The organism is Streptomyces sp. CRN 30, assembly GCF_034105845.1.
On sequence record NZ_JAVRHI010000193.1, the window covers coordinates 13,613 to 38,184 of the forward strand.

Genomic DNA, 24,572 nt, shown 5'->3' on the forward strand with positions numbered 1-24,572 from the left:
GGGGGGGCCGGTCCGGGCAGCCGGCTAGTCCAGGTAGCCCCTCAGCTGGTCCGCGAAGGCGTGGTCGCGGAGTTTGTTGAGGGTCTTGGACTCGATCTGCCGTATCCGCTCCCGGGTGACGCCGAAGATGCGGCCGATCTCCTCCAGGGTGCGGGGGCGGCCGTCGACCAGGCCGTAGCGGAGCTGGACGACCTTGCGTTCGCGTTCGCCGAGGGTGGAGAGCACCGCCTCCAGGTGTTCGCGCAGCAGCAGGAACGCCGCCGACTCCACGGGGCTGGTCGCGTCGCCGTCCTCGATCAGGTCGCCGAGGGCGACGTCGTCCTCCTCCCCCACCGGGGCGTGCAGCGAGACGGGCTCCTGGGCGAGCCTGAGCACCTCGCTGACCCGCTCGGGGAGCAGGTCGAGGTGGGCGGCGACCTCTTCCGGGCTCGGCTCGTAGCCGCGCTCCTGGAGCATGCGGCGCTGGACGCGGACGACCCGGTTGATCAGCTCCACGACGTGCACGGGGACCCGGATGGTGCGGGCCTGGTCGGCGAGGGCCCGGGACATGGCCTGGCGTATCCACCAGGTGGCGTACGTGGAGAACTTGTAGCCGCGGGCGTAGTCGAACTTCTCCACGGCCCGGATCAGGCCGAGGTTGCCCTCCTGGACGAGGTCGAGCATGGTCAGGCCGCGGCCGACGTACCGCTTCGCGACGGAGACGACGAGCCGCAGGTTGGCCTCGATGAGGCGGCGCTTGGCCATGCGGCCCATGACGACGAGCCGGTCGAGGTCGTGGGCGAGCCGGGTGTCCAGGTCGGTGGCGGTGGACAGCTTCTCCTCGGCGAACAGGCCGGCCTCGACGCGGCGGGCGAGTTCGACCTCCTCGGCGGCGGTCAGCAGGGGGATGCGGCCGATCTCCCGCAGGTACTGGCGGAACAGGTCCGAGGACGGCCCGCCCGTCTCCGTCCGCGTGGGCGGCGGCTCGACGGGTTCGGGCTCGGCGGCGGCCTGTTCCAGCGCCTCCGCGGGCGGTTCCTCCGGGTGGTGCGCGGCGCGGTTCTGTCCGGGCATCGCGACGAGCACGTCCGTCGCGGCGTCGGGCTCCGTGCCGTCGGTGGTGCTGCCTGTGGTGCTGCCTGTGGTGCTGTCGGTGCTGCTCTCGTTCTGGGCGAGGGTCTGGGTCTGCACGGGTGCGACCTCCAGGGTGATCGCTGCCCGGCCGTGCGGCAGCGGTACTTCGGGGGCGGAATCCGCGGCCTCGCCGCTTCCCGTCCCGTACGCGATGGTCGGAACCGCGGGGTTCTGGGACCCGTCGGTGACGGATCGGCCGCGCTCCGAGGACTGGCACCGGCACCAGTGTGGGGTACGACACATCTCCGCCACGAGGGGCGTGCGGTGACTTTTTGCGTCCGGTCCGTGACCGCGCGGTTATCTCACCGTACGGGTAGGCAGTCGGCCCGAGGGGAAACCGTCGGGTTCCGGTCAGAGGGCGGCGGCGCCGTGCTCGCGCAGGGTCTGGTCGTACTGCTGAAGGACCCACAGCTCGTTCTGGACGGCGGCCAGCTCGGCGGCGTCGCCGTGGGAGCCGAGGCGCGTCAGCCGCCCGGTGATGTCGCGGATGCGGCGCTCGACGGCGCGGCGGCGGACGGCGACCAGCTGGACGCCCGCGTACACCTCGTCGACGTCCTTCACGCCGCGGTGCACCAGGATCGCCTCCACGGCCAGCTCGGTGACCATGGCGCGGACCGTGTCGTCGGGGGCGGCCTCGCGGACCCGGACGAGGTAGCCGTGCGGATCGTCGACGCCGGACTCGGCACCGCCCGCTTCCATGATCGCTTCCCGTACGGCCGTGTACGGCGCGGCGGTGAACTCGTCGGCGCCGTACGCGTCGAAGGCCGGGGAGACCAGCTCGGGGCGTTGGAGGGCGAGCTTCAGCAGTTCCCGTTCGGTGGCGTAGACGGGGTTGCGGAGGTTGAGCGCGGGGCCGCGCGGGCCGGCGGGCGCGGGGGCGGCGGCGTACTGCTGGCGCCCGCCGCGCGGGGCGCCGCGCTCCTGGCGGTCGCCGCCCCGCTCGCGGGCCCAGCGGGCGAGCTGGGCGACGCGCTTGACGACGAACTGGGTGTCGAGGATGCCGAGCATGCCCGCGAGCTGCACGGCGACCTCGTGCTGGGCGCCGCTGTTCTTGATCCGGGCGACGACGGGCGCGGCCTCGTCCAGGGCGGCGGCGCGTCCGGCGGGCGTGTCCAGGTCGTAGCGGGCGACGATCTGCCGCAGCGCGAACTCGAAGAGCGGGGTGCGGGGCTGGACCAGGTCGGCGACGGCCTCGTCGCCCTTGGCCAGGCGCAGGTCGCAGGGGTCCATGCCGTCGGGCGCGACGGCGATGTACGTCTCGGCGGCGAACTTCTGGTCGTCCTCGAAGGCACGCAGGGCCGCCTTCTGCCCGGCCGCGTCGCCGTCGAAGGTGAAGATGACGCGGGCGCTGCCGTTGTCCATCAGCAGCCGGCGCAGGATCTTGATGTGGTCGCCGCCGAAGGCGGTGCCGCAGGTGGCGATGGCCGTGGTCACCCCGGCGAGGTGGCAGGCCATGACGTCGGTGTAGCCCTCCACGACGACCGCGCGGGAGGACTTGGCGATGTCCTTCTTCGCCAGGTCGATGCCGTAGAGGACCTGGGACTTGCGGTAGATCGGGGTCTCGGGGGTGTTGAGGTACTTCGGGCCGTTGTCCGTCTCGTAGAGCTTGCGGGCGCCGAAGCCGACGACCTCGCCGCCGATGTCGCGGATCGGCCACATCAGCCGCCCCCGGAACCGGTCGATGGGCCCGCGCCGCCCCTCCTGGGTCAGTCCGGACAGGAGCAGTTCCTTGTCGCTGAATCCCTTGCCGCGCAGGTAGCGGGTGAGGTGGTCCCAGCCCTGCGGGCTGTAGCCGACGCCGAAGTGGACGGCGGCGTCCTGGTCGAAGCCGCGCTCGGCGAGGAAGAGCCGCCCGGTGTCGGCCTCCGGGCCGGTCGCGAGCTGCTCCGCGTACCACTGGGCGGCGATCTTGTGGGCCTCGACCAGGCGGATGCGTTCGCCGCGCTGGTGGGTCGGGTTGTACCCGCCCTCCTCGTAGCGCAGGGTGATGCCGGCCTGGGCGGCCAGCCGCTCGACCGCCTCCGAGAAGGTGAGGTGGTCGATCTTCATCACGAACGTGATGGTGTCGCCGCCCTCCTGGCAGCCGAAGCAGTGGAAGAACCCCTTGCTCGGGCTGACCTGGAAGGACGGTGACTTCTCGTCGTGGAACGGGCAGAGTCCCTTGAGGTTGCCGCCGCCCGCGTTGCGTAGCTGGAGGTACTCGGACACGACGGCGTCGATCGGGACCGCGTCCCGTACCGCCTTCACGTCCTCGTCATTGATCCGTCCTGCCACGCGTGAATTCTACGGGGCGGTGGTGACACTCAGGGGACCAGGCTCTGGAGCGGAACGTGCGGGTCCGCCAGTGCCTCGCCGTCCACGGCGGCGCCCGCCCGGATCAGCTTCTGGATGTCCGCTGTGACGTCCCACACGTTGACGTTCATCCCGGCCAGCACCCGCCCGTCCTTCAGCCAGAAGGCGATGAACTCGCGTTTCCCCAGGTCCCCCCGGATCACGACCTGGTCGTACGAGCCCGGCGGCGCCCATCCGCTGTACTCCATGCCCAGGTCGTACTGGTCGGTGAAGAAGTACGGCACGTCGTCGTAGGTGATCTCCTTGCCGAGCATGGCGCGGGCGGCGGCCGGCCCGCCGTGCAGCGCGTTGGACCAGTGCTCGACCCGCAGCCGCCCGCCGTACAGGGGGTGCGGGAAGGACGCCGCGTCACCGGCGGCGAAGATGTCGGGGTCGGAGGTGCGCAGCCGCTCGTCCACGACGATGCCCCCGCCGTGCGCGCGGTCGGCGATCTCCAGTCCGGCCGCCTCGGCGAGCGCGGTGCGCGGCGCGGCGCCGATCGCGGCGAGGACGTCGTGCGCGGGGTGCTCCTCGCCGTCGTCGGTGCGGGCGGCCAGGACGACGCCGTCCTGGCCGACGATCTCGGTGAGGCTGACGCCGAAGCGGAAGCGGACGCCGTGCGACCGGTGCAGTTCGGCGAAGACGGCGCCCAGCTCGGGGCCGAGGACGCCGTGCAGCGGGGTCGGCGCGGGCTCGACGACGGTGACCTCGGCGCCGTACGTGCGGGCCGCCGCCGCGACCTCCAGGCCGATCCAGCCGGCGCCGGCGATCACCAGGTGGCCGTTGTCCCGGCCGAGGGCGGCGAGGACGCCCTTGAACCGCTCGGCGTGGGCGAGGCGGCGCAGGTGGTGGACGCCGGCGAGGCCGGTGCCGGGGACGTCGAGGCGCCGGGGTTCGGCGCCGGTGGCGAGCAGCAGCTTGTCGTAGCGGACGCGGGTGCCGTCGTCGCCGTAGCGCACGGTGCGGGTGGCGCGGTCGACGGTGACGACGGTCTGGCCGAGGTGCAGCTCGATGTCGTGGCTCGCGTACCAGGCGGGCGGGTGGACGAGGACGCCGTCGCGGTCCTTCTTGCCGAGCAGGTAGCTCTTGGACAGGGGCGGCCGTTCGTAGGGGTGGTCGCGTTCGTCACAGATGAGGATCACCCGGCCGGTGAAACCCTCCGCGCGGAGGGTCTCGGCCGCCTTGGCGCCGGCCAGTCCTCCTCCGACGATGACGAATGTCTGATCAGCGTCGACCACTTGTTTGCCTCCTCGTCAGCGTTCCGCCACATGCGAGCGTCCCGCACGGAGCCTGCTGCGGGAAGGGGGACGGTCCGATCAGGTCAGTCTCCCGTGCCGGTCCGTCAGGCGCGCGTGAAGGGTGCGGGCCGAGGCGTCGGTGAGGGAGGCGATCTGGTCGACGATCACCCGTTCGCGGGCGCGGTCGTCGGGTGCCCGGTCGAACAGGGCACGGAACTGCGGGTCGAGTCCGTCCGGCGCCCGGCGGGTCAGCGCCTCCGCCAGCTCCAGTACGACGATCCGCTGGTCGGCGCGGAGCTGTTCCTGTTCGGCGCGCTGCATGACGTAGCGGTCGGCGACGGCCTTGAGGACGGCGCACTCCAGGCGGGCGTCGAGCGGGACGACCAGTTCGGCGGCGTACCGGGTGAGCCGCCCGTCGCCGTACGCGGCGCGGGTGGCGTGCTCGGCGGCCAGGCAGAACCGGCCGATGAGCTGGCTGGTGGCGTCCTTCAGCCGGGCCTGGGCGAGCGCGGAGCCGTCGTAGCCGTGCGGCCACCACCGCTGGGCGAGGAGCCGGTCGAGGGCGGCGGCGAGTTCGGCGGGGTCGGTGCCGGGCGGCGCGTACCGGTTCCTGGCCGTCACGAACACCGCCTGCCGTTCGGGTTCGGCGAGCAGGCAGCCCGGGTCGACGTGCCCGGCGTGCAGGCCGTCCTCCAGGTCGTGCACGGAGTACGCGACGTCGTCGGCCCAGTCCATGACCTGGGCCTCGAAGCAGACGCGGGTGCCGGGCGCGTCCTGGCGGACCCAGTCGAAGACGGGCCGGTCGTCCTCGTAGACGCCGAACTTCCCGGACGCCGGGTCGGTGGGGTGGGCGCCGCGCGGCCAGGGGTACTTGGTGGCGGCGTCGAGGGTGGCGCGGGTGAGGTTGAGGCCGACGGAGCGCTCCTCGGTGAACCGTTTCGGTTCGATCCGGGTGAGGAGTCTGAGCGACTGGGCGTTGCCCTCGAAGCCGCCGCAGCGGGCGGCGAACTCGTTGAGTGCCTGTTCGCCGTTGTGCCCGAAGGGCGGGTGGCCGAGGTCGTGGGAGAGGCAGGCGGCCTCGACGAGGTCGGGGTCGCAGCCGAGGGCGGCGCCCAGTTCGCGGCCGACCTGGGCGCACTCCAGGGAGTGGGTCAGCCGGGTGCGGGGGCTGGGGTCCCACGCCTGCGTGGGCTGCCCCGGCGTGACGACCTGCGTCTTCCCGGCGAGCCTGCGCAGCGCGCCCGAGTGCAGGACGCGGGCGCGGTCACGCTGGAAGGCGGTACGCCCGGGGCGTTTGTCGGGTTCGGGGGCCCAGCGTTCGGCCGAGGCGGGGTCGTAGGGGGCGGGGGGTGCGGTGCCTTCCATGTCAGTGACAGTACGGGGTGGGTCCGACAGCGCGGAGCGGGCGCACTGCCGGGCCGTACTGGCCCTGACGGAGAGTCCCGCGGCACCACCCGTGTACGGCCGAGAACGGCCTGGTGATTCTCGACGCGCGCACCAGGCGCGCATGTGAACTCCCCCGTTATCGCGTTATCGCGAACACTTGTTCACTCGATCACGCCATGGCCACGGCCCTGAGGGGCGCCGTGCTGCGGGCCTCGTCGTAGCGGTGGAGGAGCAGGCGGGCCATCGCGGGGTGTGTGCCCAGAGGCTGCGCGGCGATCCAGGGGGCGGCGGCCGCCGTCTCCGTGGCGAAGCGGCCAGGGGCCGTGAAGTACGACGCGACGGCCACCCGGTCGTGACCCGCCGCCGTCAGGGCGGCGACCGCCTCCGGGACGGTCGGCGCGGCCGTCGAGGCGTAGGCGGGGACGACGGGGACGCCGAGGCGGGCCGCGAGGAGCCGGGCGGTGCGGCCGGTGTCGACGGCGGACTCCGGGTCGCGGGACCCGGCGGCGGCCAGCACGACCGCGTCGCCCCGGCGGCGCCGCCAGCCCGCTTCGGCCAGACGGCCGTGCAGGGCGTCCACGAGCAGCGGATGCGGGCCGAGCGGGGCGGCGATCCGGGCCCGTACGGGCGAGGCGGCGGCCAGCTCGGGGATGTCCCGCTTGACGTGGTAGCCGCGGCTGAGGAGGAGCGGGACGAGGACGGCGTCGGTGTCGCCGAGGGCGGCGAGGGTGTCCGGCAGCAGGGGTTCGTTCAGCTCAATGTGGCCGAGGCGGACGCGGAGACCGGGGCGCGCGGCCCGTACCCGGTCCAGCAGGGCCCGCACGGTGCTCAGGGCACGCGGGTCGCGGCTGCCGTGGGCGACGACGACCAGGGCCGGGTCGTGCCGCGGGTCGGGGAGGGAGCGGAGTGTCGTCGTCATGGCTCCGATCGTCGCCCGGGGAGGTTGCCTGGCCGTTGCACGGGGGTCACGGGTGTTTTCGGGCGGATCACGGCGGGGCGGGCGGGGGTGTGAGCCGCGTCCCTCGCCGTGTCCTTCCCCGCGTCCCTCGCCGTGTCCCGCCGGGACCGGTGAACCGTACGGGCCGTTCCGGCGTCACTGGGGACGAACCGCGTGGGAGAGGAGTCCGATGCGTCACTGGAGGTGGGGGCGGCCGCGCCTGCCGCGCACCCGCGCCGGGTGGCGGCGGCTGACGCGGGTGGTGATGGCGGTGTGCGTGCTGGCGCTGCTGCCGGCGACGTGGCTGCGGCTGTCGACGGGTGACCGGCTGCGGGAGGCGGACGGTGTTCCGCGTACCGACGTGGCGGTGGTGTTCGGCGCGGGACTGTGGGACGGCGAGCCGTCCCCGTACCTGGCGCACCGCCTGGACGCGGCGGCGGAGCTGTACCGGGCGGATCGCGTGCGGGTCGTTCTCGTCACCGGGGACAACAGCCGCGAGGAGTACGACGAGCCGGACGCGATGCGCGCCTACCTGGTGCGGCACGGCGTCCCGGACGACCGGATCGTCAGCGACTACGCGGGCTTCGACACCTGGGACTCCTGCGTCCGCGCGAAGAAGATCTTCGGCGTCGACCGGGCCGTCCTGATCAGCCAGGGTTTCCACATCCGGCGGGCGGTGGCGCTCTGCGAGGCGGCGGGGGTGACGTCGTACGGCGTAGGGGTCGCCGACACACATGATCTGACCTGGTACTACGGCGGCGTACGGGAGATCCTCGCGGCGGGCAAGGCGGCCCTGGACGTCGTCTTCGAGCCGGACCCGCACTTCCTGGGGCCTGAGGAGGCGGGGGTACGGAAGGCGCTGGCGACTGCCGGGTGAAGTGCACCTCACGATGGGGGCGGGGCGGCGGGGAGGTGGCCGTGCCGGTCGCGTAACGGAGGACGCCCGGCCGCGTAACACGGGGGACGCACCGTGGGGTGTATGCCGAACTCCGTCACGCCCACGCACTGCCCGTACTGCGCCCTGCAGTGCGGGATGAACCTGACGCCCGCCGCCGACGGGACGGTGGAGGTGGTGGAGCGCCCGGACTTTCCCGTGAACCGGGGTGCGCTGTGCGGCAAGGGCCGGACGGCGCCGGCGGTGCTGTCGTCGCGGGTGCGGCTGACGTCGCCGCTGGTCCGGGAGGGCGGTGAGCTGGTGCCGGCCTCGTGGGAGGAGGCGCTGGACCGGATCGCCGGGAACCTCACGCGCGTACGCGACGCGCACGGGCCGGACGCGGTGGGCGTCTTCGGCGGGGGCGGGCTGACCAACGAGAAGGCGTACGCGCTCGGGAAGTTCGCGCGGGTCGTGCTCGGCACGTCGCAGATCGACTACAACGGGCGGTTCTGCATGTCGTCGGCGGCGGCGGCCGGGACGAAGGCGTTCGGCCTGGACCGGGGGCTCCCCTTCCCCTTGGAGGACATCCCGAAGACCGGTTGCGTGATTCTGGTCGGCTCGAACCCGGCGGAGACGATGCCGCCGTCGCTCCGCTACTTCACCGAGCTGCGCGAGAACGGCGGCACGCTGATCGTGATCGATCCGCGCCGCACGAAGACGGCGGAACAGGCGGACCTGCACCTGGCGCCCCGCCCGGGAACCGACCTCGCGCTCGCCCTGGGCCTGCTGCACCTGGTGGTGGCCGAGGGTCGGGTGGACGAGGAGTACGTACGGGAGCGCACGGCCGGCTGGGAGGAGGCGCGGGCGGCGGCGATGGCGCACTGGCCGGAGCAGGTGGAGCGGATCACGGGTGTGTCCGTGCCACAGCTCCGCGAGACGGTACGGCTGTTCTGCGAGCCGGAGGCGGCGATGGTGCTCACCGCGCGCGGCCCCGAGCAGCAGGCCAAGGGCACGGACACGGTGGGCGCGTGGATCAACCTGTGTCTGGCGACGGGCCGGGCGGGCCGGCCGTTGTCCGGCTATGGCTGCCTCACCGGTCAGGGCAACGGTCAGGGCGGCCGCGAACACGGTCAGAAGGCCGACCAGTTGCCGGGCTACCGCAAGCTGACGGACCCGGAGGCGCGGCGCCATGTGGCGGAGGTGTGGGGCGTGGACCCGGACTCGCTGCCGGGTCCGGGCCGCAGCGCCTACGAACTGCTGGACGCGCTGGGGTCGGACGTGAGGTCCCTGCTGCTGATGGGTTCGAACCCGGTGGTGTCGGCACCGCGCGCGGCGCATGTGGAGCGGCGGCTGCGCTCCCTGGACTTCCTGGCCGTGTGCGACGTCGTACTCTCCGAGACGGCGGCGCTGGCGGACGTGGTGCTGCCGGTGACGCAGTGGGCGGAGGAGACGGGGACGACGACCAGCCTGGAGGGCCGGGTACTGCTGCGACGCCAGGCGATCACGCCTCCAGCGGGCGTCCGCAGCGACCTGTTCGTCCTGCGGGAACTGGCCGACCGGCTCGGCGTGGAGAAGGGCTTCCCGGCCGACCCGGAGGAGGTCTTCGAGGAGCTGCGCCGGGCGAGCGCGGGCGGGATCGCGGATTACTCCGGTATCGACTACGGGCGGCTGGCGGAGGAGGGCGGGGTGTTCTGGCCGTGCCCCTCCTCGGAATCGGAGGCAGCGCATCCGGGCACGCCCCGCCTGTTCCTCGAACGCTTCGCGACGGGAGACGGCAGGGCCCGTTTCGTACCGGTCTCGCACCGGCCGTCGGCGGAGGAGCCGGATACGGAGTACCCGGTGCTGCTGACCACCGGCCGGGTCGTCGCCCAGTACCAGTCGGGCGCCCAGACCCGCCGGGTGGCGGAGCTGAACGCCGCCGCGCCCGGCCCCTTCGTCGAACTGCACCCCCGGCTGGCGGCCCGCCTGGGCGCGTCGGAGGGCGACCCGCTGGCGGTCGTCTCCCGCCGGGGCCGCGCGGTGGCCCCGGCCCGCATCACGACCGCCATCCGCCCGGACACGGTCTTCATGCCGTTCCACTGGCCGGGCGAGGGCCGCGCGAACGTCCTGACCAACCCGGCGCTCGACCCGACGTCGCGGATGCCGGAGTTCAAGGTGTGTGCGGTCCGGTTGGAGGCCGTGCGCGTGCGGGCCTGACGGTGGTTCAGGGCCGGCCGCGGGTGTCGGCTGGGGCAACACTTCTCCCCTGGGGTCGGAGACCGCGACACGCAGGTACTGCCGGTACAGGCTGATCTCAACACGGAAAAGGCGATCACGCAGACAGCCGTGCAGGACGGCGTTGCCGCCGAGCTCGGAGACGAGGAGGGCGGCGTCCGGGGCGAGTTCGGCATGCCCCCACTCGGTGACGAGGCGGTGCGCGCGGCGCCGGGCGAGGCTGACGCTTCTGGGGAGCGGGGTGTAGTCGAGGCGGTCGTGCTGGAGGGGTTCTTCGGGGGTGGGCATGGCGCTGACCTCCGGGCATGGCAAACAGCGCCTGTTTCAGGCGGTGTTCGCTGCGAGTGGTGCGTCACTGACGGTAAGAAGCACGCGGAGATCACTACAAGTTCATCCTGGATAAATTAATCCGGACGAGTTGCACGCCGGATGACGGACCCGCGAAACTGACACCGCACCGCCGCCGGGGAGGAACACGACGTGGCCACCAGCCAGCCGATGATGGGCAACAGCACCTCTTCAGTTCTGGGGCGCCGACTGGGCGGCGAGTTGCTCAGGCTGCGCACCACTGCCGGGCTGACGCAGACCGACGCGGCCAAGGCACTCAGTTCCTCGCTCACCAAGGTGACGAAGATGGAGCGCGGATGGGTACCGGTGCGGGACCCGGACATCCGAGCACTGTGCGAGCTGTACGGCGTACGCGAATCGGGCGATGTCGCCCTCCTGCTGGAGTTGGCCAAGGCCGACCGGGAACGACGCAAGGCCAAGGGCTGGTGGGACAACTACTCCACTTTGGGCGACATGCACGAGTACGCGGCCCTGGAGAGCGGAGCCACTGCCGTGAAGGCGTGGCAACCGGCTTTCGTGCCGGGCTTGCTCCAGACACCGGACTACATGCGTTCCTTGCGGACCGGCCTGACGGTGACAACTCCGCAGGAGGACGAAGAGTTCTTGGCGGCGCGGCTCGCGCGGCAACGGCGGCTCGACAACGGCACGTCGTTCACTCTACGAACGGTGATGTACGAGGCTGTGCTGCACAACCTTCCCGGCGGCATCGATATCGCTCGCGGGCAGATCGATCACCTCGTACAGATGGCCGAGCGCCCGAACATCACGCTGCTGGTCTATCCCTTCAGCGCGGGCCCGCACACAGGGCTCAACGGCTCGTTCAACGTCATCTCGTTCGCCGAACCGGGCGCCATGGACATCGTCTACGTCGAGATCCCCTATACGCGCCTATGGATCGAGGGCGGCCCTCGCGCGGCCGCCCACGACGCACTGTTCGAGGCGTTGGCTGCACGCTCCCACAGCGAACGCGACTCCGTCTCGCTCCTCCGACGACTCCACAAGGACTTGTGACCCATGCCCGACTTCCGCTTCCACAAGTCCAGTTACAGCGATCCTGAACGCGAGTGCGTCGAGATAGCCACCAACAATCCGCCCACCGTCGCGATACGGGACTCCAAGAACCCCACCGGCCCCGTGCTCCGTCTCCGGAGTACCGCCTGGGCGGCGTTCGGCCTGGCGCTTCGTGAGAACCGGGTGTGACCGGCGTGGCCGTCGCCGATGATGCGTCCATGGCGATATCCCTGCGTGAGACCCGGGACAGCGACCTGCCCGTCTTCTGGGAGTACCTGACCGACCCGCGGTTCCAGTACATGGCCGCCGCCACCAGGAAGTACCACTACGACCGCGGTCACTTCGACCAGTACTGGGCCCGGGTCAGGGCCGATCCCTCCGTGCTGCTGCGGACCGTCCTCTCCGACGGTGCCGTGGCCGGGTACGCCGCCGTGAACGGGCCGTCCTGCGAGCGGGAGGTCTCCTACGTCGTCGGGCGCCCGCACTGGGGGCGGGGCGTCGCCTCGCGGGCGCTCGCCGCGCTGATCGGGCTGGAGGACAGCCGGCCGCTGCTGGCCACCGCCGCCGCCGACAACGCCGGCTCCCTCCGCGTACTGGAGAAGTCCGGCTTCGTCGTGACGGGGCACGGGCGTTCCTGGGCACAGGCCCGGGGCCAGGAGATCGACATCGTGCACCTCTCGCTGGGGTGAGGGGACCCGTCTCCTCGCTCACCCCGCCTCGTACGGGCGCCGCTCCTTCCCCTCCCGCAGGGTCTCCCCCCACCACACCAGTTGGTCCAGCATCACCTTCGCCGCGGCGTCCGGGCCCGAAGGGTCCCTGAGCGCGCCCGCGTCGTCGAACGCCGCCCCCGCCCCGTGGAAGGACACCGTGTCCCGCACCGTCACCGCGTGCAGTTCCGCGAAGACCTGCCGGAGGTGTTCCGCCGCGCGGAGGCCGCCCGCCAGGCCGCCGTACGTGACGAGAGCGACCGGCTTGGCGCGCCACTCGGTGTAGTGCCAGTCGATGACGTTCTTCAGGGCCGCCGGGAAGGAGTGGTTGTACTCCGGAGTGAGGACGACGTACGCGTCGGCGGCCCCCAGGTCCATCCGCCGCAGGGCCGCCGCCGTCTCCGGGGTCCGGGACATGTCCGTGGGCAGGGCGGCCGTCGCCACGTCCACCACCCGGGTGGTCAGGTCCGCGCGGGCGCGGAGGTGGGTGAGGAGCCAGTCGGCGACGACGGGGCCGAACCGGCCCTGGCGGTTGCTGCCGATCAGCAGGGACACGGAGAGGGGAGCGGGCTTCGTTTCCATGCCCGGCAGCCTCGCTCCTCAACCTTGCTTGAGGTCAAGCGGTCACCCGTTCACCCCCTTCCAGGGAGCGGGCCGCGCCCCGTGCCACTTTCCTCGGAAGGGCAGGGGTCACCGAACGGCTCGATCGGCTCGAAGGAGCACCATGCGACGTACCGCCCGCCTGCTGACCGGTACCGCACTCGCCGCGGCCGCCGCCGGTCTCGTCGTCGCGGCGCCCGCGTACGGCGGTGAGGACGGCGACCCGTCCGGTGCGCTGCTGCTGCGGCCCGTGTCGGTCGCGCCGGGCGACCCGGCGGCGGTGGACACGACGGCGTGCGGGGAGAGCGGCACGGCGGCCGGGGACGCCAGTGCCGTGGGCGCCGGTTCGTTCACCCTGACGCCCGAGGACGGCGGCACCGTCGCCACCGGGCAGTTCCGGGTGCCGCCGGGCGCGCAGCCGGGCACGTACGAGATCGTCGCGACCTGCGCCGGGAACGGGCGACGGGTGACGGGGGACCTGGTGGTCACCCTGTCGTCGGCCGCGCACGTGGCCCCGCGCGGAAGCGTGAAGACGGGGGTCGGCGGCGCGCTCGGTCCCGACCCCGTGCAGACCGCGGCCGGTGTGGCGGCTCTCGCCGTCGCCGCCGCGGGCGGTACCTGGCTCCTGCATCGCCGGGCGAGAGGCGACGGGATCTGACGGGCACCCTCCGCTGCCCGCCGGCCGGTACCGCACTTCCCCACCCCCTCCGGGTCCGACGCCCCTCGCGGCCCGGAGGGGGCCCGGGGCCGAAGGACGCGAAGGAGAGGGGCCGTCATGCGCAAGGTGGGCAACACCGTCATAGCCGGGGTCACCGTGGGCGCCCTGGCGTGCGGGGCATGGCTGCTCGGTGACGGCACCGGGACGGGGCCCCCGCCGCAGCCCGCCGCCGCCGAGGCCCGCGCCCAGGGTGACGACGGCCGGAAGGCCGTCCCCGCGCTGCCGCCCTCCCCGCCCGACCGCGTCCGCATCCCCGCGATCGGCGTCAGCGCCCCGCTGACCGGGCTGGGCCTCACCGCCGGCGGCAGCCTCGACGTACCGCCCGCCGAGAACGACAACCTCGCCGGCTGGTACGAGGCCGGCACCACCCCCGGCGAGACCGGTACCGCGATCGTCGCCGGGCACGTCGACAACGCCGAGGGACCGGCGGTCTTCTACCGGCTGGGCGCGCTGAGGAGGGGCGCCCGGATAGAGGTGGACCGGCGGGACGGCGGGGTCGCCGTCTTCACCGTGGACCGGGTCGAGGTGTACGACGCGAAGGAATTCCCCGACGAGAAGGTGTACGGGGCGGCCTCCCGGCCCGAGCTGCGGGTCATCACCTGCGGGGGCGGCTACGAGCGGGGCACCGGGTACAAGGGCAACGTCGTCGTCTTCGCCCACCTCACGGGGGACCTCCGATAGATCACGGCGGACCGTCGGCAGGTCACGCCAGCCACTGCTCGTACGCCAGGTTCGCCACCAGCGCGAAGACGACGGTCAGCAGGACGACCCGGACGAAGCCGCTGCCCTTCTTCAGGGCCGTGTGCGCGCCGAGCATGCCGCCCGCCAGGTTGAAGACCGCCATCAGCGCGGCGAGCTGCCACAGGACCGCGCCCTGCCAGGCGAAGGTGGCGAGCGCGCCCGCGTTGGTGCAGCAGTTGACGATCTTCGCGGTGGCGGAGGCGGTCACCAGGTCGAGGTGGAGGACGGCGGTGAGCGCCAGGACGAGGAAGGTTCCGGTGCCGGGGCCGATCAGACCGTCGTAGAAGCCGATGCCGAGGCCGGCCAGGCCGATGGCCGCCCAGACGCGGCGGCGCGTGACCGGGCCGGTCGCGGGGGCCGTGCCGAAGGACGGGCGCAGGATGACGAACGCGGCGACCGCCAGCAGCACCACCATGATGACCGGCTTGAGGACCTCCGTGCTCATACCGGCGGCGAAGAAGGCCCCGGCGGAGGAGCCGGCGAGGGCCGCCAGGCCGATGCGGACGGCGGTGCGGACGTCCACCGGGGCCCTGCGCGCGTAGGTCACCGCGGCGCCGGTGGTGCCCACGATCGCCACCGCCTTGTTGGTGCCGAGCGCGTGCGCGGCCGGGGTGCCCGCGGGGAGGCCGAGGAGGAGGACGGGCAGGAGCAGCAGGCCGCCGCCGCCGACCACGGCGTCGATCCAGCCGGCGGCGAGGGCCGCCAGGCAGAGCAGGGCGATGGTCAGCAGCGATATGTCGGGCATGATCATGACGATAACCCGCGTCGCCTCACAACCCCGGACCGCCGGTGCTGAGGGCAGCGTTCCCCACGGGAAACGAACGTGATGCGGTCGGGTAACACCCGCACCGCACGCTCAATGGCATGACCTCGAAGACGCGTGTGGTGGTGATCGGCGCCGGCCTCGCGGGTGTGACGCTCACCCGACGGCTCGGGGAGCTGGGCACGCCCGCGGTGCTGATCGGCGAGGAGGCGCACCGCCCGTACAACCGGGTGCTGCTCGCCGAGGTGCTGGCCGGGCGGTACGGCGCCGACGTGATCGCGCTGCCGGAGCCCGCCGGGCTGGTCCGCGGCCGGGTCACCGGCATCGACCGCGCCGCGCGGACCGTCACCCGCGCCGACGGCCCGGAGATCGCATACGACACGCTGGTCCTGGCGACCGGGTCCAACGCCGTGCTGCCGCCGCTGCGCGGACTCTTCGGCGGCGGCGGTGAACTGCCCGAGGGCGTCCACTCCTTCCGTACCCTCGACGACTGCCTCGCGCTGTCCGCGGCGGTCCGGCCGGGCACGCGGGCCGTCGTCATCGGCGGCGGGCTCCTCGGAGTCTCCGCCGCCCGCGCGCTGGCCGGGCGCGGCGCCCAGGTGGTCCTCGCCCAGCAGGCGGAACGGCTGATGGAGCGGCAGCTCGACCCGGCCGCCTCCGAGCTGGTCCGGCGCCACCTGACCGGCCTGGGCGTCGAGGTGCACACCGAGTGCCGGGTACGGGACGTGCGCTGCGTCGGGGGTGCCGTCCGGTCGGTCGAGCTGGCCGACGGGTACGCGCTCGACGCCGACCTGGTGGTCCTCGCGTGCGGCGTCCGGCCGCGGACGGGGCTCGCCGAGGCCGCGGGTCTCACCGTACGCGGGGGTGTCGTCGTCGATGACGAGCTGCGGACGTCCGATCCGCACATCCGCGCCATCGGGGACTGCGCGCGGCACGACGGCACGGTGTACGGGCTCGCCGCCCCCGCGCTGGAACAGGCCGGCGCGCTCGCCGAGGCGCTGGCCGGGCGGCCCGGCGCCCGCTACACCGGCACCCGCTCCCTGACCCGGCTCACCCTCGCGGGACGCGCCGGGCCGGACTCCCCCTTCGACCTCGCCCCCTTCGACCTCGCCGCGTTCGGCGAGACCGACCCCCGGCCCGGCGACGACGTCGTGCAGCTCGCCGACGCCACCCGGGGCACGTACCGCAAGGTCGTCGTCCGCGACGACCGGCTGGTCGGCGGGGTGCTGGTCGGCGAACTCGGCACCGTCGGCGCGCTGGCGCGCGCCTGGGAGGGAGCAGAGCCGCTCCCGTCCGACGGCGGCCCCCTGCTCCACCTGCTCACCAACGACGGAGGCTCCTGATGTCCACGGAGAAGGCGACCATCGTGCTCGTCGGCCACGGCATGGTCGGCCAGCGTTTCCTGGAGGCGCTGGCCGAGCGCGGCCTGACCGCCACGCACCGCGTGGTCGTGCTCTGCGAGGAGCCGCGTCCGGCCTACGACCGCGTGCAGCTCACCTCGTACTTCTCCGGGCGGACGCCCGAGGAGCTGTCGATGACGGACCTCGCGTTCATCGAGGAGCACGGCATCGAGCTGTACGTCGGTGACCCGGCCGTCGGTGTCGACCGGGAGGCGCGGAAGGTGACCGCCCGCTCCGGCGCGGTCTTCGGGTACGACGTCCTGGTGCTGGCCACCGGGTCGTACCCGTTCGTGCCGCCGGTGCCCGGCAAGGACGCCGAGGGCTGCTTCGTGTACCGGACCATCGAGGACCTCCTCGCCATCGAGGAGTACGCGAAGAACGCGACGACCGGCGCGGTGGTCGGCGGCGGACTGCTCGGCCTGGAGGCGGCGGGCGCGCTGAAGGGGCTCGGCCTCACCTCGCACATCGTGGAGTTCGCGCCCCGGCTGATGCCGGTGCAGGTCGACGACGGCGGCGGCGCGGCGCTGCTGCGCACCATCGAGGAGATGGGGCTGAGCGTCCACACGGGCGTCGGTACGCAGGAGATCGTCACCGACGGCTCCGGTGCCGTCGCCGGGATGAAGCTGTCCGACGGGTCGGAACTGGCGACCGACCTCGTCGTGTTCAGCGCCGGGGTGCGGCCCCGTGACCAGCTCGCCCGGGAGTGCGGGCTCACGGTCGGCGAGCGGGGCGGCATCAGCGTCGACGAGCAGTGCCGGACCGTCACCGACCCGCACGTGTTCGCGATCGGCGAGTGCGCGCTGGCGGCCGACGGGCGGGTGTACGGGCTGGTCGCGCCGGGGTACGAGCAGGCGCTGACCGTCGCCGCGACGATCGCCGAGGACGAGGCGGCGTTCACCGGCGCCGACCTCTCCACCAAGCTGAAGCTGCTCGGCGTGGACGTGGCGTCCTTCGGTGACGCGCACGGGACGGCGGAGGACTGCCTGGACGTCGTCTACTCGGACTCCCGCGCCGGGCTCTACAAGAAGCTGGTCATCGGCCGGGACGGCACGCTGCTCGGCGGCATCCTGGTCGGCGACGCGGAGGCGTACGGCACGCTGAAGGCGTTCACCGGCTCGGTGCCGCCCGTCTCGCCGGAGTCGCTCGTGCTGCCCGCCGGCGCGGGCGCCCCGGCGCAGCTCGGGCCGTCCGCGCTCCCCGACGACGCGGTGATCTGCTCCTGCCACAACGTCACCAAGGGCACCATCCGCGGCGCGGTCACCGAGCACTCCTGCACGACCGTGCCGGAGGTGAAGAAGTGCACCAAGGCCGGTACCGGATGCGGCAGTTGCGTGAAGGTGCTCGGGCAGCTCGTCACCGCCGAGCTGGAGGCGAGCGGCGTCGAGGTCGACAAGGGCCTGTGCGGCTGCTTCGCGCAGACCCGCGAGGAGCTGTACGAGATCGTGCACGCCCTGCGGATCACCTCCTACCGGGAGCTGCTCGACGGACACGGCCGCGAGGAGGCCCGGGGCGGCGACGGCTGCGAGGTGTGCAAGCCGGCGGTCGGCTCGGTCATCGCCTCCCTCGCCCCGGCGATCGGCGCGAGCGGTTACGTCCTGGACGGCGAGCAGGCGGCGCTCCAGGACACCAACGACCACTTCCTCGCCAACCTCCAGCGCAACGGCTCGTACTCCGTGGTGCCGCGCATCCCCGGCGGGGAGATCGCACCCGAGAAGCTCATCGTCATCGGGGAGATCGCCCGGGACTTCGGGCTCTACACGAAGATCACCGGCGGTCAGCGGATCGACATGTTCGGCGCCCGCGTCGAGCAGCTCCCGTCGATCTGGACCCGGCTGGTGGACGCCGGGTTCGAGTCGGGACACGCGTACGGCAAGTCGCTGCGCACGGTGAAGTCCTGTGTGGGGCAGACCTGGTGCCGGTACGGCGTGCAGGACTCGGTGCGGATGGCGATCGACCTGGAGCTGCGCTACCGGGGGCTGCGCTCCCCGCACAAGCTGAAGTCGGCGGTGTCGGGCTGCGCCCGGGAGTGCGCCGAGGCCCAGTCGAAGGACTTCGGGATCATCGCCACGTCCAACGGCTGGAACCTGTACGTCGGCGGCAACGGCGGCGCCACCCCGCGCCACGCCGACCTGCTCGCGCAGGACCTGTCCGACGCCGAACTGGTCCGCCTCATCGACCGGTTCCTGATGTTCTACATCCGCACCGCCGACAAGCTGGAGCGCACCGCCGCCTGGCTGGACCGCGTCCCCGGCGGCCTCGACCACGTCCGGGACGTCGTCGTCCACGACTCGCTCGGCATCTGCGACGAGCTGGAGGCGCTGATGCGGGCGCACGTCGCGCACTACCGCGACGAGTGGGCCGAGACCATCAACGACCCCGAGAAGCTCGCCCGGTTCGTGTCCTTCGTCAACGCGCCGGACACCCCCGACCCGGTCGTCGGCTTCGTCCCCGAGCGCGACCAGATGAAGCCCGACCTGCCGCTGCTGAACATCGGCCGCCGTCCCCTGGAAGGAAGCTCTCAGCGATGACCCTGGCACCCGAGACGACCGACGTCGTGGTCCAGCTGCGCCTGACCGACGACTGGTTCACGGTCTGCGGCCTGGACCGGCTGCTCCCCGGCCGCGGCGTGGCGGCCCTGCTCCCCGACGGCGGCCAGGCGGCCGTCTTCCGCGACCGGGGCGGCGCCCTGTACGCCATCGACAACCGCGACCCCTTCACCGGCGCCGGCGTCCTCTCCCGGGGGCTGACCGGCACCCACCGGGGCCGCCCGTTCGTCGCCTCCCCGCTGCTCAAGCAGCGCTTCGACCTGGCCTCCGGGCAGTGTCTGGACGACGAGTCGGTGCGGGTGCGGGCGTACGAGGTACGGGCGGAGGCCGTGCTGCCCTAGCCTGGCGGCCCCTGTCGGTTTCCTGTCGGGTCGGTCCGGCCCGTCGAGTTCGCCCGGGACGCGCGCTTGACTGAGCACGCTCACGTCACACACGCCCGTCCCCCTACGGAGGCGAACCATGACGTCGAACCCTTCCCGGCCGTCCCGGCGCGCGGTGCTCGGCTCGGCCGCCGCCGCGGCCCTCGTCGCGGCCGCCGGGACCGCGCGGGCCGCGACCACGGGCGGCTGGCCCACCGAGTTCCCGCTGCCCGACGGCTGGCTCCCCGAGGGCATCGCCATCGGCCGCGAGCCGTACGCCTACCTGGGCTCCCGCGCCGACGGCTCGGTCTACCGCACCGACCTGCGCACCGGCCGCGGCACGGTCCTGCACCGGGGCGCCACCGGCCTGGTCGCCGTCGGGCTGAAGGTGGACGACCGCGACGGCCTTCTCTACGTCGCCGGGGGCGGCGGCGGAACGGCCCGGATCATCGACGCGCGCTCCGGCGCGCCGCGCGCCACGCACACGCTCACCGAGGCGACCGGCCACTTCGTCAACGACGTGGTGCTCCTCGGCGACCGCGCCTGGTTCACCGACTCGCGCGGCCCCGTCCTGTACGGCGTCCCGCGCGGCCGGCGCGGCACCGTCCGCGCGCTGGAGCTGACCGGCGACTGGGAGCAGACCCCGGACGTCAACAACGCCAACGGCGTCGTCGGCACCCCCGACGGCGACGGACTGATCGTCGTCAAGAGCACGCCGGGCGAGCTGTACCACGTCGATCTGCGCACCGGGGCGGCCCGCCGCATCGCCCTCGCCGGCGCGGCCGACGTGCTCAACGGCGACGGCCTGCTCCGCGTCGGCCGCACCCTGTACGTCGTGCAGAACCGGCTGAACCTGGTAAGCGTCTGGGAGCTGGACCGCCGGGTCACCACCGCCACGCTGCGCCGCACCATCACCGACCCGCGGTTCGACGTGCCGGCCACCGTCGCGCGGTACCGGGACCGGCTGTACCTCGTCAACGCCCGCTTCACCAGCCCGCAGACCCCGGAAACGACGTTCGACGCGGTGGCGGTACCGCTCTGAGCACCGCTCCGAGCGGTGTCCGGCGCGGGGGCTGCGGCGCCGCGCTCACCGTTTGAGCACCTCGTACGCCACCCCCGTCATCCGCTCGGAGGCGGCCCACAGCCGCTCCGCCGTCGCGTCGTCACGGGTGCGGGGCGCCCGCCAGGAGGGGACGGGCGCGCCGCCGCGCGGGGCGCGGGACGGACCGGTGTAGGAGTCCGGGCGGATGCCGGGGGTGGTCGCGGCGTACAGCACCGGCAGGACCCGCGCCTCGGGCGGGCGGGCCGGGACCCGGCAGCCGGGGTGCGCGGCGACGGCCACGACGGGCGTGCCGTTGAGGGCCAGCCGGCGGGCCAGTTCGTGGGTGAAGAGCAGGTTGGCGGACCTGGAGCGGGCACAGGCGGTCCAGCGGCCGGAGCGGCGGGCGCGGACCCTGCCGCTGAGGTCGACGTCGGCCAGCAGGTGCAGCTGGCTGGAGACGGTGACGACGCGGGCGCCGGGCCCGGCGACGAGGGCGGGCAGCAGCAGGCCGGTGAGGGCGAAGTGCCCGAGGTGGTTGACGCCGAAGTGGGTCTCGTAGCCGTCGGCGGTGGTGGTGCCCCGGGGAGCCGCCGTCACCCCGGCGCTGTTGACCAGCAGTCCGACCCGGGCGTACGGCAGTCCCTCCGCGAACTGCCGTACGGACGCCAGGTCGGCGAGGTCGAGGCGGCGCAGCTCCGCCCGGGCGCCCGGCACCTCGGCGGCCAGCCGGGTCACGGCGGCGTTCCCCCGCCTCTCGCTGCGGCAGGCGAGCACCAGCCGGGCGCCGCGGCGGGCGAGTTCGCGGGCGGCGAGGTAGCCGAGCCCGCCGTCGGCCCCGGTGACGACGGCGACCCGGCCGTTCTGGTCGGGAATGTCCCGCACACTCCAGCCGGCCATGCCCGTGCTCCCTCTGGCAGGGTCGTGGACGCGTTCCACGGTACGCCCGCCATCCGGCCGACGGTCAGTCCGCTCCGTAGAGGGCAAGCAAGGAACTGTAGGCGCCCTCGGCCGCTCGGCCCGCCGCTGTGCCGACCGGGGTGTAGGCCAGGAATGTCTCGGTCGGGCCGGTATGCAGGACGCGGCCTCCGTGGAGCACTGTGACGTTGTCCGCCTCTTCGGCCAGGTCGCCGACGTCATGCGTCGACATCAGCACCCGTACGCCGTCCGTGACGCTGTTCAGGATGTCCCGGAAAACACGGCGCTGGTGCGGGTCCATCCCCGCGGTGGGCTCGTCGAGGAGCAGTGTCTTCGCCTCATGGACGAGGGCACCCGCCACCCCGACACGTCGTAGCTGACCGCCGGAGAGCTGCGAGGTCTTCGTGTTGGCCTTGTCGGTCAGTTCCACTCGCTGCAAGGCCCGCCGCGCCTGTGACCACGCGGCCCCACGACTCATGCCCTTGAGCCAGCCCAGGTACGCGACGTACTCGCGAGCTGTCAGGGACGGCATGGCGGTGATGTCCTGCGGCATCCAGGCGACACTCCGACGGTAGGCCTTGCTCCGGGCGGGCAGTCCGTCGGAGGAGATAGTGCCGACGCGCGGGGAGGCGACTCCGGCGGCGAGCCTCAACAAGGTCGACTTACCGGCACCGTTGGGCCCGAGCAGGATGGTGAGCCCATCGGGCAGACGGTAGGAGAAGTCGCTCAGGATCGGCCGCTTGCGCCGACCGTAGGCATAGGTGCAGGAGTCCAGTTCCAGAGTCATGGCAGTTTCCTCGTCGAAATGATCAACTGGGCGGCGATCCCCACGAGGAACGCGAGAGCGGATCCCGCGGCCGCGTGCGGTGCGCCGATCGGCTCCGGGAGGATGGTCCATGGGTACGGATCCAGCCTGCTGCGAAAACCCAGGAAGACAACAGTCATCAGCCACGCGACCGGGACGAGGGCGGCCTTCTGGCCGAAGAAGGCACGGGCCAGCAACGCGACGCCCACCAGGAACGCCGTGTTACGGCCGACCGTCGCCACGTCCCGATCTCCGATCAGCAGCGCGGCACCGAGGCCGGCCGCGGAAGCCGCCACCACGGTGCCGGCCGACAATGCCGCGTCCAGGAGAGCGACCGGTCTCACGCCGGACGCCTCAGCGGCTGGAAGGCGGGAGTCGAGGCAACCCAGCAGCCCGGAGACGGCCACCAGAGGAACGAACATCGACAGAACCACACTGGCTGTGGTGCCGGAGACGATGCTGGGCAGGCTGACCGACGTGTTCTGGGTGAGCAGCGTCAGGACGAACAGCGCGAGCAACGAGACGGAGAGGATCAGCACGGCGCGGCGGGCGCGCACCCAGAATCTCATCCGGACTGCTCGCAGGCATGGGCGAGGGTACGCGCGTACCAGCGGGACTGGTCGGCTGTCGACTTCTTCCGGATGTCACTCACCGTACCGGCGGCCAGGTCGACGGCGGCCTCGGCCTTCGCGTCGGATGTTGCCGCCGAGGTCAGACGGGACCGATAGATGTCGCCCTGGCCGGTGACTTCGGACGCCCACATGTACACGGCATAAGCATCACTCGCATCGGGCCGTGCGCAGGAGAAACGCACGGTGCCGTTCAGCACGCGAGAGCGGACCGTTCCGGTCTCCACCGCCTCGGTCAGCGGAATGCGCAGGGTTGTGGAGGTGAGTGCCCCTGTTGTTCCACCGTCCTGCAATGTGTCGGTGACAAGCGTGGGAATCGGTTCGACGCCCGCGCCCCGTAGCCGTTCGAGAACGGAGGCGGCCTGCTCACGAGTCTCCATGATGTTCTGCGCGGTGGCGGAGGGCATGCAGAGCCGAGGGGCCGTTCCGACGCAGGTCATGGGGGCCTGCCTGGTGAGCACGGGAGCGTTGTGGCCCCAGTCGTGGACCATCGCGTACGCGCCCCAGATGCCACCCACGGCGATGACGGCCGCGAGTGTGGAGCGGAGGACGGCCGTGGCGCGGCGGCTCCACAACAATGCCACTCCCAGAGCTAAGCCGCCGGTGAGCAGGATGTGCGGGACCAGGGAGATCATGCTGGTGACCTCACCGAACTCAAGGCCCATCGGGTACCTGCCGGAGAGATGGCGCGGCCACATCTCGTCATAGGTCACGGAGAACGCCGTGAGCACCCAGACGATGACGAGCAGCAGCGGTACGGCCACGAAACGCGCCACACGTAGCCCTATGCCGAATCCGATCACGGCGTGTGCGACACACATAAGCAGCGCGAGGGCGAGCGGGCGCAAGGCGGCGGGAGTGGGCGCGCTGTGCGCGACGATCAGAGCCATGGCCACGGGCAGAAGCAGCATGAGCCAGCCCAAGACCACGACCGGCGCCAGGACATCCAGGGCTATGCGGTAGCGGGACCGCGCGGCGGCGGACTCCCACACACGGGCCAGGACCAGCCGCCCGCTCTCCCAGGCAGAGAGACCGGACACGACCGCGTACGCGAACGAGTAGTCGGGCAGGAGCGTGTGGGAAACGACCGAGGGCGCATAGCCGTGGTACGCCTCCAGATCGCCATGCCCGACGATGAAATAGAACACCGGCAGCATCAGGGCGACCGGCGCCGCCCACATGGCGCTGCTGGTGCGCAGAACGGTCAGGAGTCGCAAACCACTGTCTCCTCGGAAACGGACAGGAAGAAGGCGCCGGGCACACTCGGTGAGCCCGGCGCCGTAGGCGGTGACGGCTTAAGCGACTAGTCGGCCTTCGTGGTGTCGACATAGACGACCGACACGTCGAGCAGTCCGCCGCCGTCTCCGACCGTCGAGGTCTCGAAGTAGTAGGACCCGCTGGCCAGACCGGTCCACTCGCCAGCGCTCACCGCGGAAGAGCCGCTGTAGCAGTTGGTGAACGTGTGAGTTCCCTGGGAGTCGTCAGGGTAGAAGTCGATGGCTCGCCAAAGCTTCACCGTCACCTTTTCGCTGCCGTACTGCGCGGTGCAGCCCTTGAAGCGTACTTCCGAGTAGCTTTCATCGTCCCAGTTACGGGACTCGTTACCGTCCGTCCAACTGGAGATAGAACTCTGCCAGTTCGCGAACGCAGGTGTCCCCGCCAGTGTGACGGCAGCGGTGACACCGAGTACCACGGCACTACGAAGCCTGTTCATGATCCCCCCCGGGATTAAAGAGCAGTCGCCTGATCGGTGACCGCAAGATGAACTGCCGGGATCGTAGCCGCACTTGATCGAACACCTCGGCGATTTCTTCGATCTTGGCTTGAAGTGATCACCGTCGGACCGACACCGCACACCGGCCCGGAACAAGGAGGCGCACGTCGGTCGCCCCCCT

At 72.4% G+C, this 24,572-nt stretch carries 23 protein-coding genes; 11 read left to right on the forward strand and 12 right to left on the reverse strand.

Translation table 11 applies throughout. The annotated features are described in order from the left end of the window. Positions 1-24 precede the first annotated feature (24 nt). From UW392_RS20210 to UW392_RS20230, 5 genes are all read right to left on the reverse strand, one after another. Complete coding sequence (locus tag UW392_RS20210; protein WP_320776444.1) at positions 25-1,356, reverse strand: RNA polymerase sigma factor; 1,332 nt, start codon at positions 1,354-1,356, stop codon at positions 25-27. A 108-nt stretch (positions 1,357-1,464) separates the two neighbouring features. Beyond that, complete coding sequence (gene dnaG / locus UW392_RS20215; RefSeq protein ID WP_320776445.1) at positions 1,465-3,387, reverse strand: DNA primase; 1,923 nt, start codon at positions 3,385-3,387, stop codon at positions 1,465-1,467. A gap of 29 nt (positions 3,388-3,416) precedes the next feature. Further along, positions 3,417-4,682, reverse strand: a complete 1,266-nt coding sequence (locus tag UW392_RS20220) for an NAD(P)/FAD-dependent oxidoreductase (RefSeq protein ID WP_320776446.1) — start codon at positions 4,680-4,682, stop codon at positions 3,417-3,419. Between the two features lie 78 nt (positions 4,683-4,760). Continuing rightward, positions 4,761-6,047, reverse strand: coding sequence for a deoxyguanosinetriphosphate triphosphohydrolase (locus UW392_RS20225; protein WP_320776447.1), 1,287 nt, complete (start codon positions 6,045-6,047; stop codon positions 4,761-4,763). A 190-nt stretch (positions 6,048-6,237) separates the two neighbouring features. Then, positions 6,238-6,987: a sirohydrochlorin chelatase gene (locus UW392_RS20230; protein ID WP_320776448.1), complete on the reverse strand. Its 750-nt coding sequence runs from the start codon at positions 6,985-6,987 to the stop codon at positions 6,238-6,240. A 208-nt stretch (positions 6,988-7,195) separates the two neighbouring features. Here UW392_RS20230 and UW392_RS20235 point away from each other — a divergent pair, with 208 nt between their 5' ends. The 5 genes from UW392_RS20235 (at position 7,196) to UW392_RS20255 (ending at position 12,141) form a co-directional block, all read left to right on the forward strand. Continuing rightward, positions 7,196-7,882, forward strand: coding sequence for a vancomycin high temperature exclusion protein (locus UW392_RS20235; RefSeq protein WP_320776449.1), 687 nt, complete (start codon positions 7,196-7,198; stop codon positions 7,880-7,882). Positions 7,883-7,984: 102 nt separating this feature from the next. Continuing rightward, positions 7,985-10,075: a molybdopterin oxidoreductase family protein gene (locus UW392_RS20240; RefSeq protein ID WP_320776450.1), complete on the forward strand. Its 2,091-nt coding sequence runs from the start codon at positions 7,985-7,987 to the stop codon at positions 10,073-10,075. Between the two features lie 498 nt (positions 10,076-10,573). Then, the gene (locus tag UW392_RS20245; protein ID WP_320776451.1) at positions 10,574-11,452 is read left to right on the forward strand and encodes a helix-turn-helix transcriptional regulator; all 879 of its coding nucleotides are present in this window, start codon (positions 10,574-10,576) and stop codon (positions 11,450-11,452) included. A gap of 3 nt (positions 11,453-11,455) precedes the next feature. Next, positions 11,456-11,641 carry a DUF397 domain-containing protein gene (locus tag UW392_RS20250; protein WP_320776452.1) on the forward strand — a complete coding sequence of 62 codons (186 nt, stop codon included), beginning with the start codon at positions 11,456-11,458 and terminating at the stop codon, positions 11,639-11,641. Between the two features lie 29 nt (positions 11,642-11,670). Then, a complete protein-coding gene (locus tag UW392_RS20255; RefSeq protein ID WP_320776453.1) occupies positions 11,671-12,141 on the forward strand; it encodes a GNAT family N-acetyltransferase in 471 nt (156 codons plus the stop codon). An 18-nt stretch (positions 12,142-12,159) separates the two neighbouring features. Here the strand turns inward: UW392_RS20255 and UW392_RS20260 are convergent, their stop codons facing one another. Beyond that, positions 12,160-12,741, reverse strand: coding sequence for an NAD(P)H-dependent oxidoreductase (locus UW392_RS20260; RefSeq protein ID WP_320776454.1), 582 nt, complete (start codon positions 12,739-12,741; stop codon positions 12,160-12,162). Between the two features lie 142 nt (positions 12,742-12,883). Between UW392_RS20260 and UW392_RS20265 the strand changes: the two genes are divergently transcribed. Both UW392_RS20265 and UW392_RS20270 read left to right on the forward strand, forming a co-directional pair. Then, positions 12,884-13,417, forward strand: coding sequence for a hypothetical protein (locus UW392_RS20265; RefSeq protein WP_320776455.1), 534 nt, complete (start codon positions 12,884-12,886; stop codon positions 13,415-13,417). A gap of 117 nt (positions 13,418-13,534) precedes the next feature. After that, positions 13,535-14,158: a class F sortase gene (locus tag UW392_RS20270; RefSeq protein ID WP_320776456.1), complete on the forward strand. Its 624-nt coding sequence runs from the start codon at positions 13,535-13,537 to the stop codon at positions 14,156-14,158. A gap of 22 nt (positions 14,159-14,180) precedes the next feature. Here UW392_RS20270 and UW392_RS20275 read toward each other — a convergent pair whose 3' ends face one another. Beyond that, complete coding sequence (locus UW392_RS20275; RefSeq protein WP_320776457.1) at positions 14,181-14,963, reverse strand: sulfite exporter TauE/SafE family protein; 783 nt, start codon at positions 14,961-14,963, stop codon at positions 14,181-14,183. 119 nt (positions 14,964-15,082) lie between these two features. Between UW392_RS20275 and UW392_RS20280 the strand changes: the two genes are divergently transcribed. The 4 genes from UW392_RS20280 (at position 15,083) to UW392_RS20295 (ending at position 20,328) form a co-directional block, all read left to right on the forward strand. Next, positions 15,083-16,324 carry an NAD(P)/FAD-dependent oxidoreductase gene (locus UW392_RS20280; protein WP_320776458.1) on the forward strand — a complete coding sequence of 414 codons (1,242 nt, stop codon included), beginning with the start codon at positions 15,083-15,085 and terminating at the stop codon, positions 16,322-16,324. Continuing rightward, entirely contained in the window at positions 16,324-18,909 is a 2,586-nt protein-coding gene (gene nirB, locus UW392_RS20285; protein ID WP_320776459.1) for a nitrite reductase large subunit NirB, read from the forward strand. The genes UW392_RS20280 and nirB overlap by 1 nt, the downstream gene beginning before the upstream one ends. Then, entirely contained in the window at positions 18,906-19,268 is a 363-nt protein-coding gene (nirD, locus tag UW392_RS20290; RefSeq protein WP_320776460.1) for a nitrite reductase small subunit NirD, read from the forward strand. The genes nirB and nirD overlap by 4 nt, the downstream gene beginning before the upstream one ends. A 118-nt stretch (positions 19,269-19,386) precedes the next feature. Then, a complete protein-coding gene (locus tag UW392_RS20295; protein ID WP_320776461.1) occupies positions 19,387-20,328 on the forward strand; it encodes a superoxide dismutase in 942 nt (313 codons plus the stop codon). A 45-nt stretch (positions 20,329-20,373) separates the two neighbouring features. Here UW392_RS20295 and UW392_RS20300 read toward each other — a convergent pair whose 3' ends face one another. The 5 genes from UW392_RS20300 to UW392_RS20320 form a co-directional block, all read right to left on the reverse strand. Continuing rightward, positions 20,374-21,225, reverse strand: a complete 852-nt coding sequence (locus tag UW392_RS20300) for an SDR family NAD(P)-dependent oxidoreductase (RefSeq protein ID WP_320776462.1) — start codon at positions 21,223-21,225, stop codon at positions 20,374-20,376. 64 nt (positions 21,226-21,289) lie between these two features. Beyond that, entirely contained in the window at positions 21,290-22,030 is a 741-nt protein-coding gene (locus UW392_RS20305; RefSeq protein ID WP_320776463.1) for an ATP-binding cassette domain-containing protein, read from the reverse strand. Continuing rightward, positions 22,027-22,617, reverse strand: coding sequence for a hypothetical protein (locus tag UW392_RS20310; RefSeq protein WP_320776464.1), 591 nt, complete (start codon positions 22,615-22,617; stop codon positions 22,027-22,029). Before UW392_RS20310 ends, UW392_RS20305 begins: the two co-directional genes overlap by 4 nt. Continuing rightward, on the reverse strand, positions 22,614-23,894 hold the full coding sequence (locus UW392_RS20315) for a hypothetical protein (RefSeq protein WP_320776465.1): 1,281 nt from the start codon (positions 23,892-23,894) through the stop codon (positions 22,614-22,616). The genes UW392_RS20310 and UW392_RS20315 overlap by 4 nt, the downstream gene beginning before the upstream one ends. An 86-nt stretch (positions 23,895-23,980) precedes the next feature. Further along, a complete protein-coding gene (locus tag UW392_RS20320) occupies positions 23,981-24,391 on the reverse strand; it encodes a hypothetical protein (RefSeq protein ID WP_320776466.1) in 411 nt (136 codons plus the stop codon). Positions 24,392-24,572: the final 181 nt, after the last annotated feature.

Bases quoted from the DNA above. Each gene is read 5' to 3' on its own strand.
- nirB (WP_320776459.1), top strand. From the start codon at position 16,324: ATGTCCACGGAGAAGGCGACCATCGTGCTCGTCGGCCACGGCATGGTC.
- UW392_RS20265 (WP_320776455.1), top strand. From the start codon at position 12,884: ATGCGACGTACCGCCCGCCTGCTGACCGGTACCGCACTCGCCGCGGCC.
- UW392_RS20300 (WP_320776462.1), bottom strand. From the start codon at position 21,225: ATGGCCGGCTGGAGTGTGCGGGACATTCCCGACCAGAACGGCCGGGTC.
- nirD (WP_320776460.1), top strand. From the start codon at position 18,906: ATGACCCTGGCACCCGAGACGACCGACGTCGTGGTCCAGCTGCGCCTG.
- UW392_RS20310 (WP_320776464.1), bottom strand. From the start codon at position 22,617: ATGAGATTCTGGGTGCGCGCCCGCCGCGCCGTGCTGATCCTCTCCGTC.
- UW392_RS20210 (WP_320776444.1), bottom strand. From the start codon at position 1,356: ATGTGTCGTACCCCACACTGGTGCCGGTGCCAGTCCTCGGAGCGCGGC.
- UW392_RS20270 (WP_320776456.1), top strand. From the start codon at position 13,535: ATGCGCAAGGTGGGCAACACCGTCATAGCCGGGGTCACCGTGGGCGCC.
- UW392_RS20295 (WP_320776461.1), top strand. From the start codon at position 19,387: ATGACGTCGAACCCTTCCCGGCCGTCCCGGCGCGCGGTGCTCGGCTCG.
- UW392_RS20230 (WP_320776448.1), bottom strand. From the start codon at position 6,987: ATGACGACGACACTCCGCTCCCTCCCCGACCCGCGGCACGACCCGGCC.
- UW392_RS20225 (WP_320776447.1), bottom strand. From the start codon at position 6,047: ATGGAAGGCACCGCACCCCCCGCCCCCTACGACCCCGCCTCGGCCGAA.
- UW392_RS20320 (WP_320776466.1), bottom strand. From the start codon at position 24,391: ATGAACAGGCTTCGTAGTGCCGTGGTACTCGGTGTCACCGCTGCCGTC.
- UW392_RS20280 (WP_320776458.1), top strand. From the start codon at position 15,083: ATGACCTCGAAGACGCGTGTGGTGGTGATCGGCGCCGGCCTCGCGGGT.
- UW392_RS20255 (WP_320776453.1), top strand. From the start codon at position 11,671: ATGGCGATATCCCTGCGTGAGACCCGGGACAGCGACCTGCCCGTCTTC.
- UW392_RS20305 (WP_320776463.1), bottom strand. From the start codon at position 22,030: ATGACTCTGGAACTGGACTCCTGCACCTATGCCTACGGTCGGCGCAAG.
- UW392_RS20260 (WP_320776454.1), bottom strand. From the start codon at position 12,741: ATGGAAACGAAGCCCGCTCCCCTCTCCGTGTCCCTGCTGATCGGCAGC.
- UW392_RS20250 (WP_320776452.1), top strand. From the start codon at position 11,456: ATGCCCGACTTCCGCTTCCACAAGTCCAGTTACAGCGATCCTGAACGC.
- UW392_RS20235 (WP_320776449.1), top strand. From the start codon at position 7,196: ATGCGTCACTGGAGGTGGGGGCGGCCGCGCCTGCCGCGCACCCGCGCC.
- UW392_RS20240 (WP_320776450.1), top strand. From the start codon at position 7,985: ATGCCGAACTCCGTCACGCCCACGCACTGCCCGTACTGCGCCCTGCAG.
- UW392_RS20275 (WP_320776457.1), bottom strand. From the start codon at position 14,963: ATGCCCGACATATCGCTGCTGACCATCGCCCTGCTCTGCCTGGCGGCC.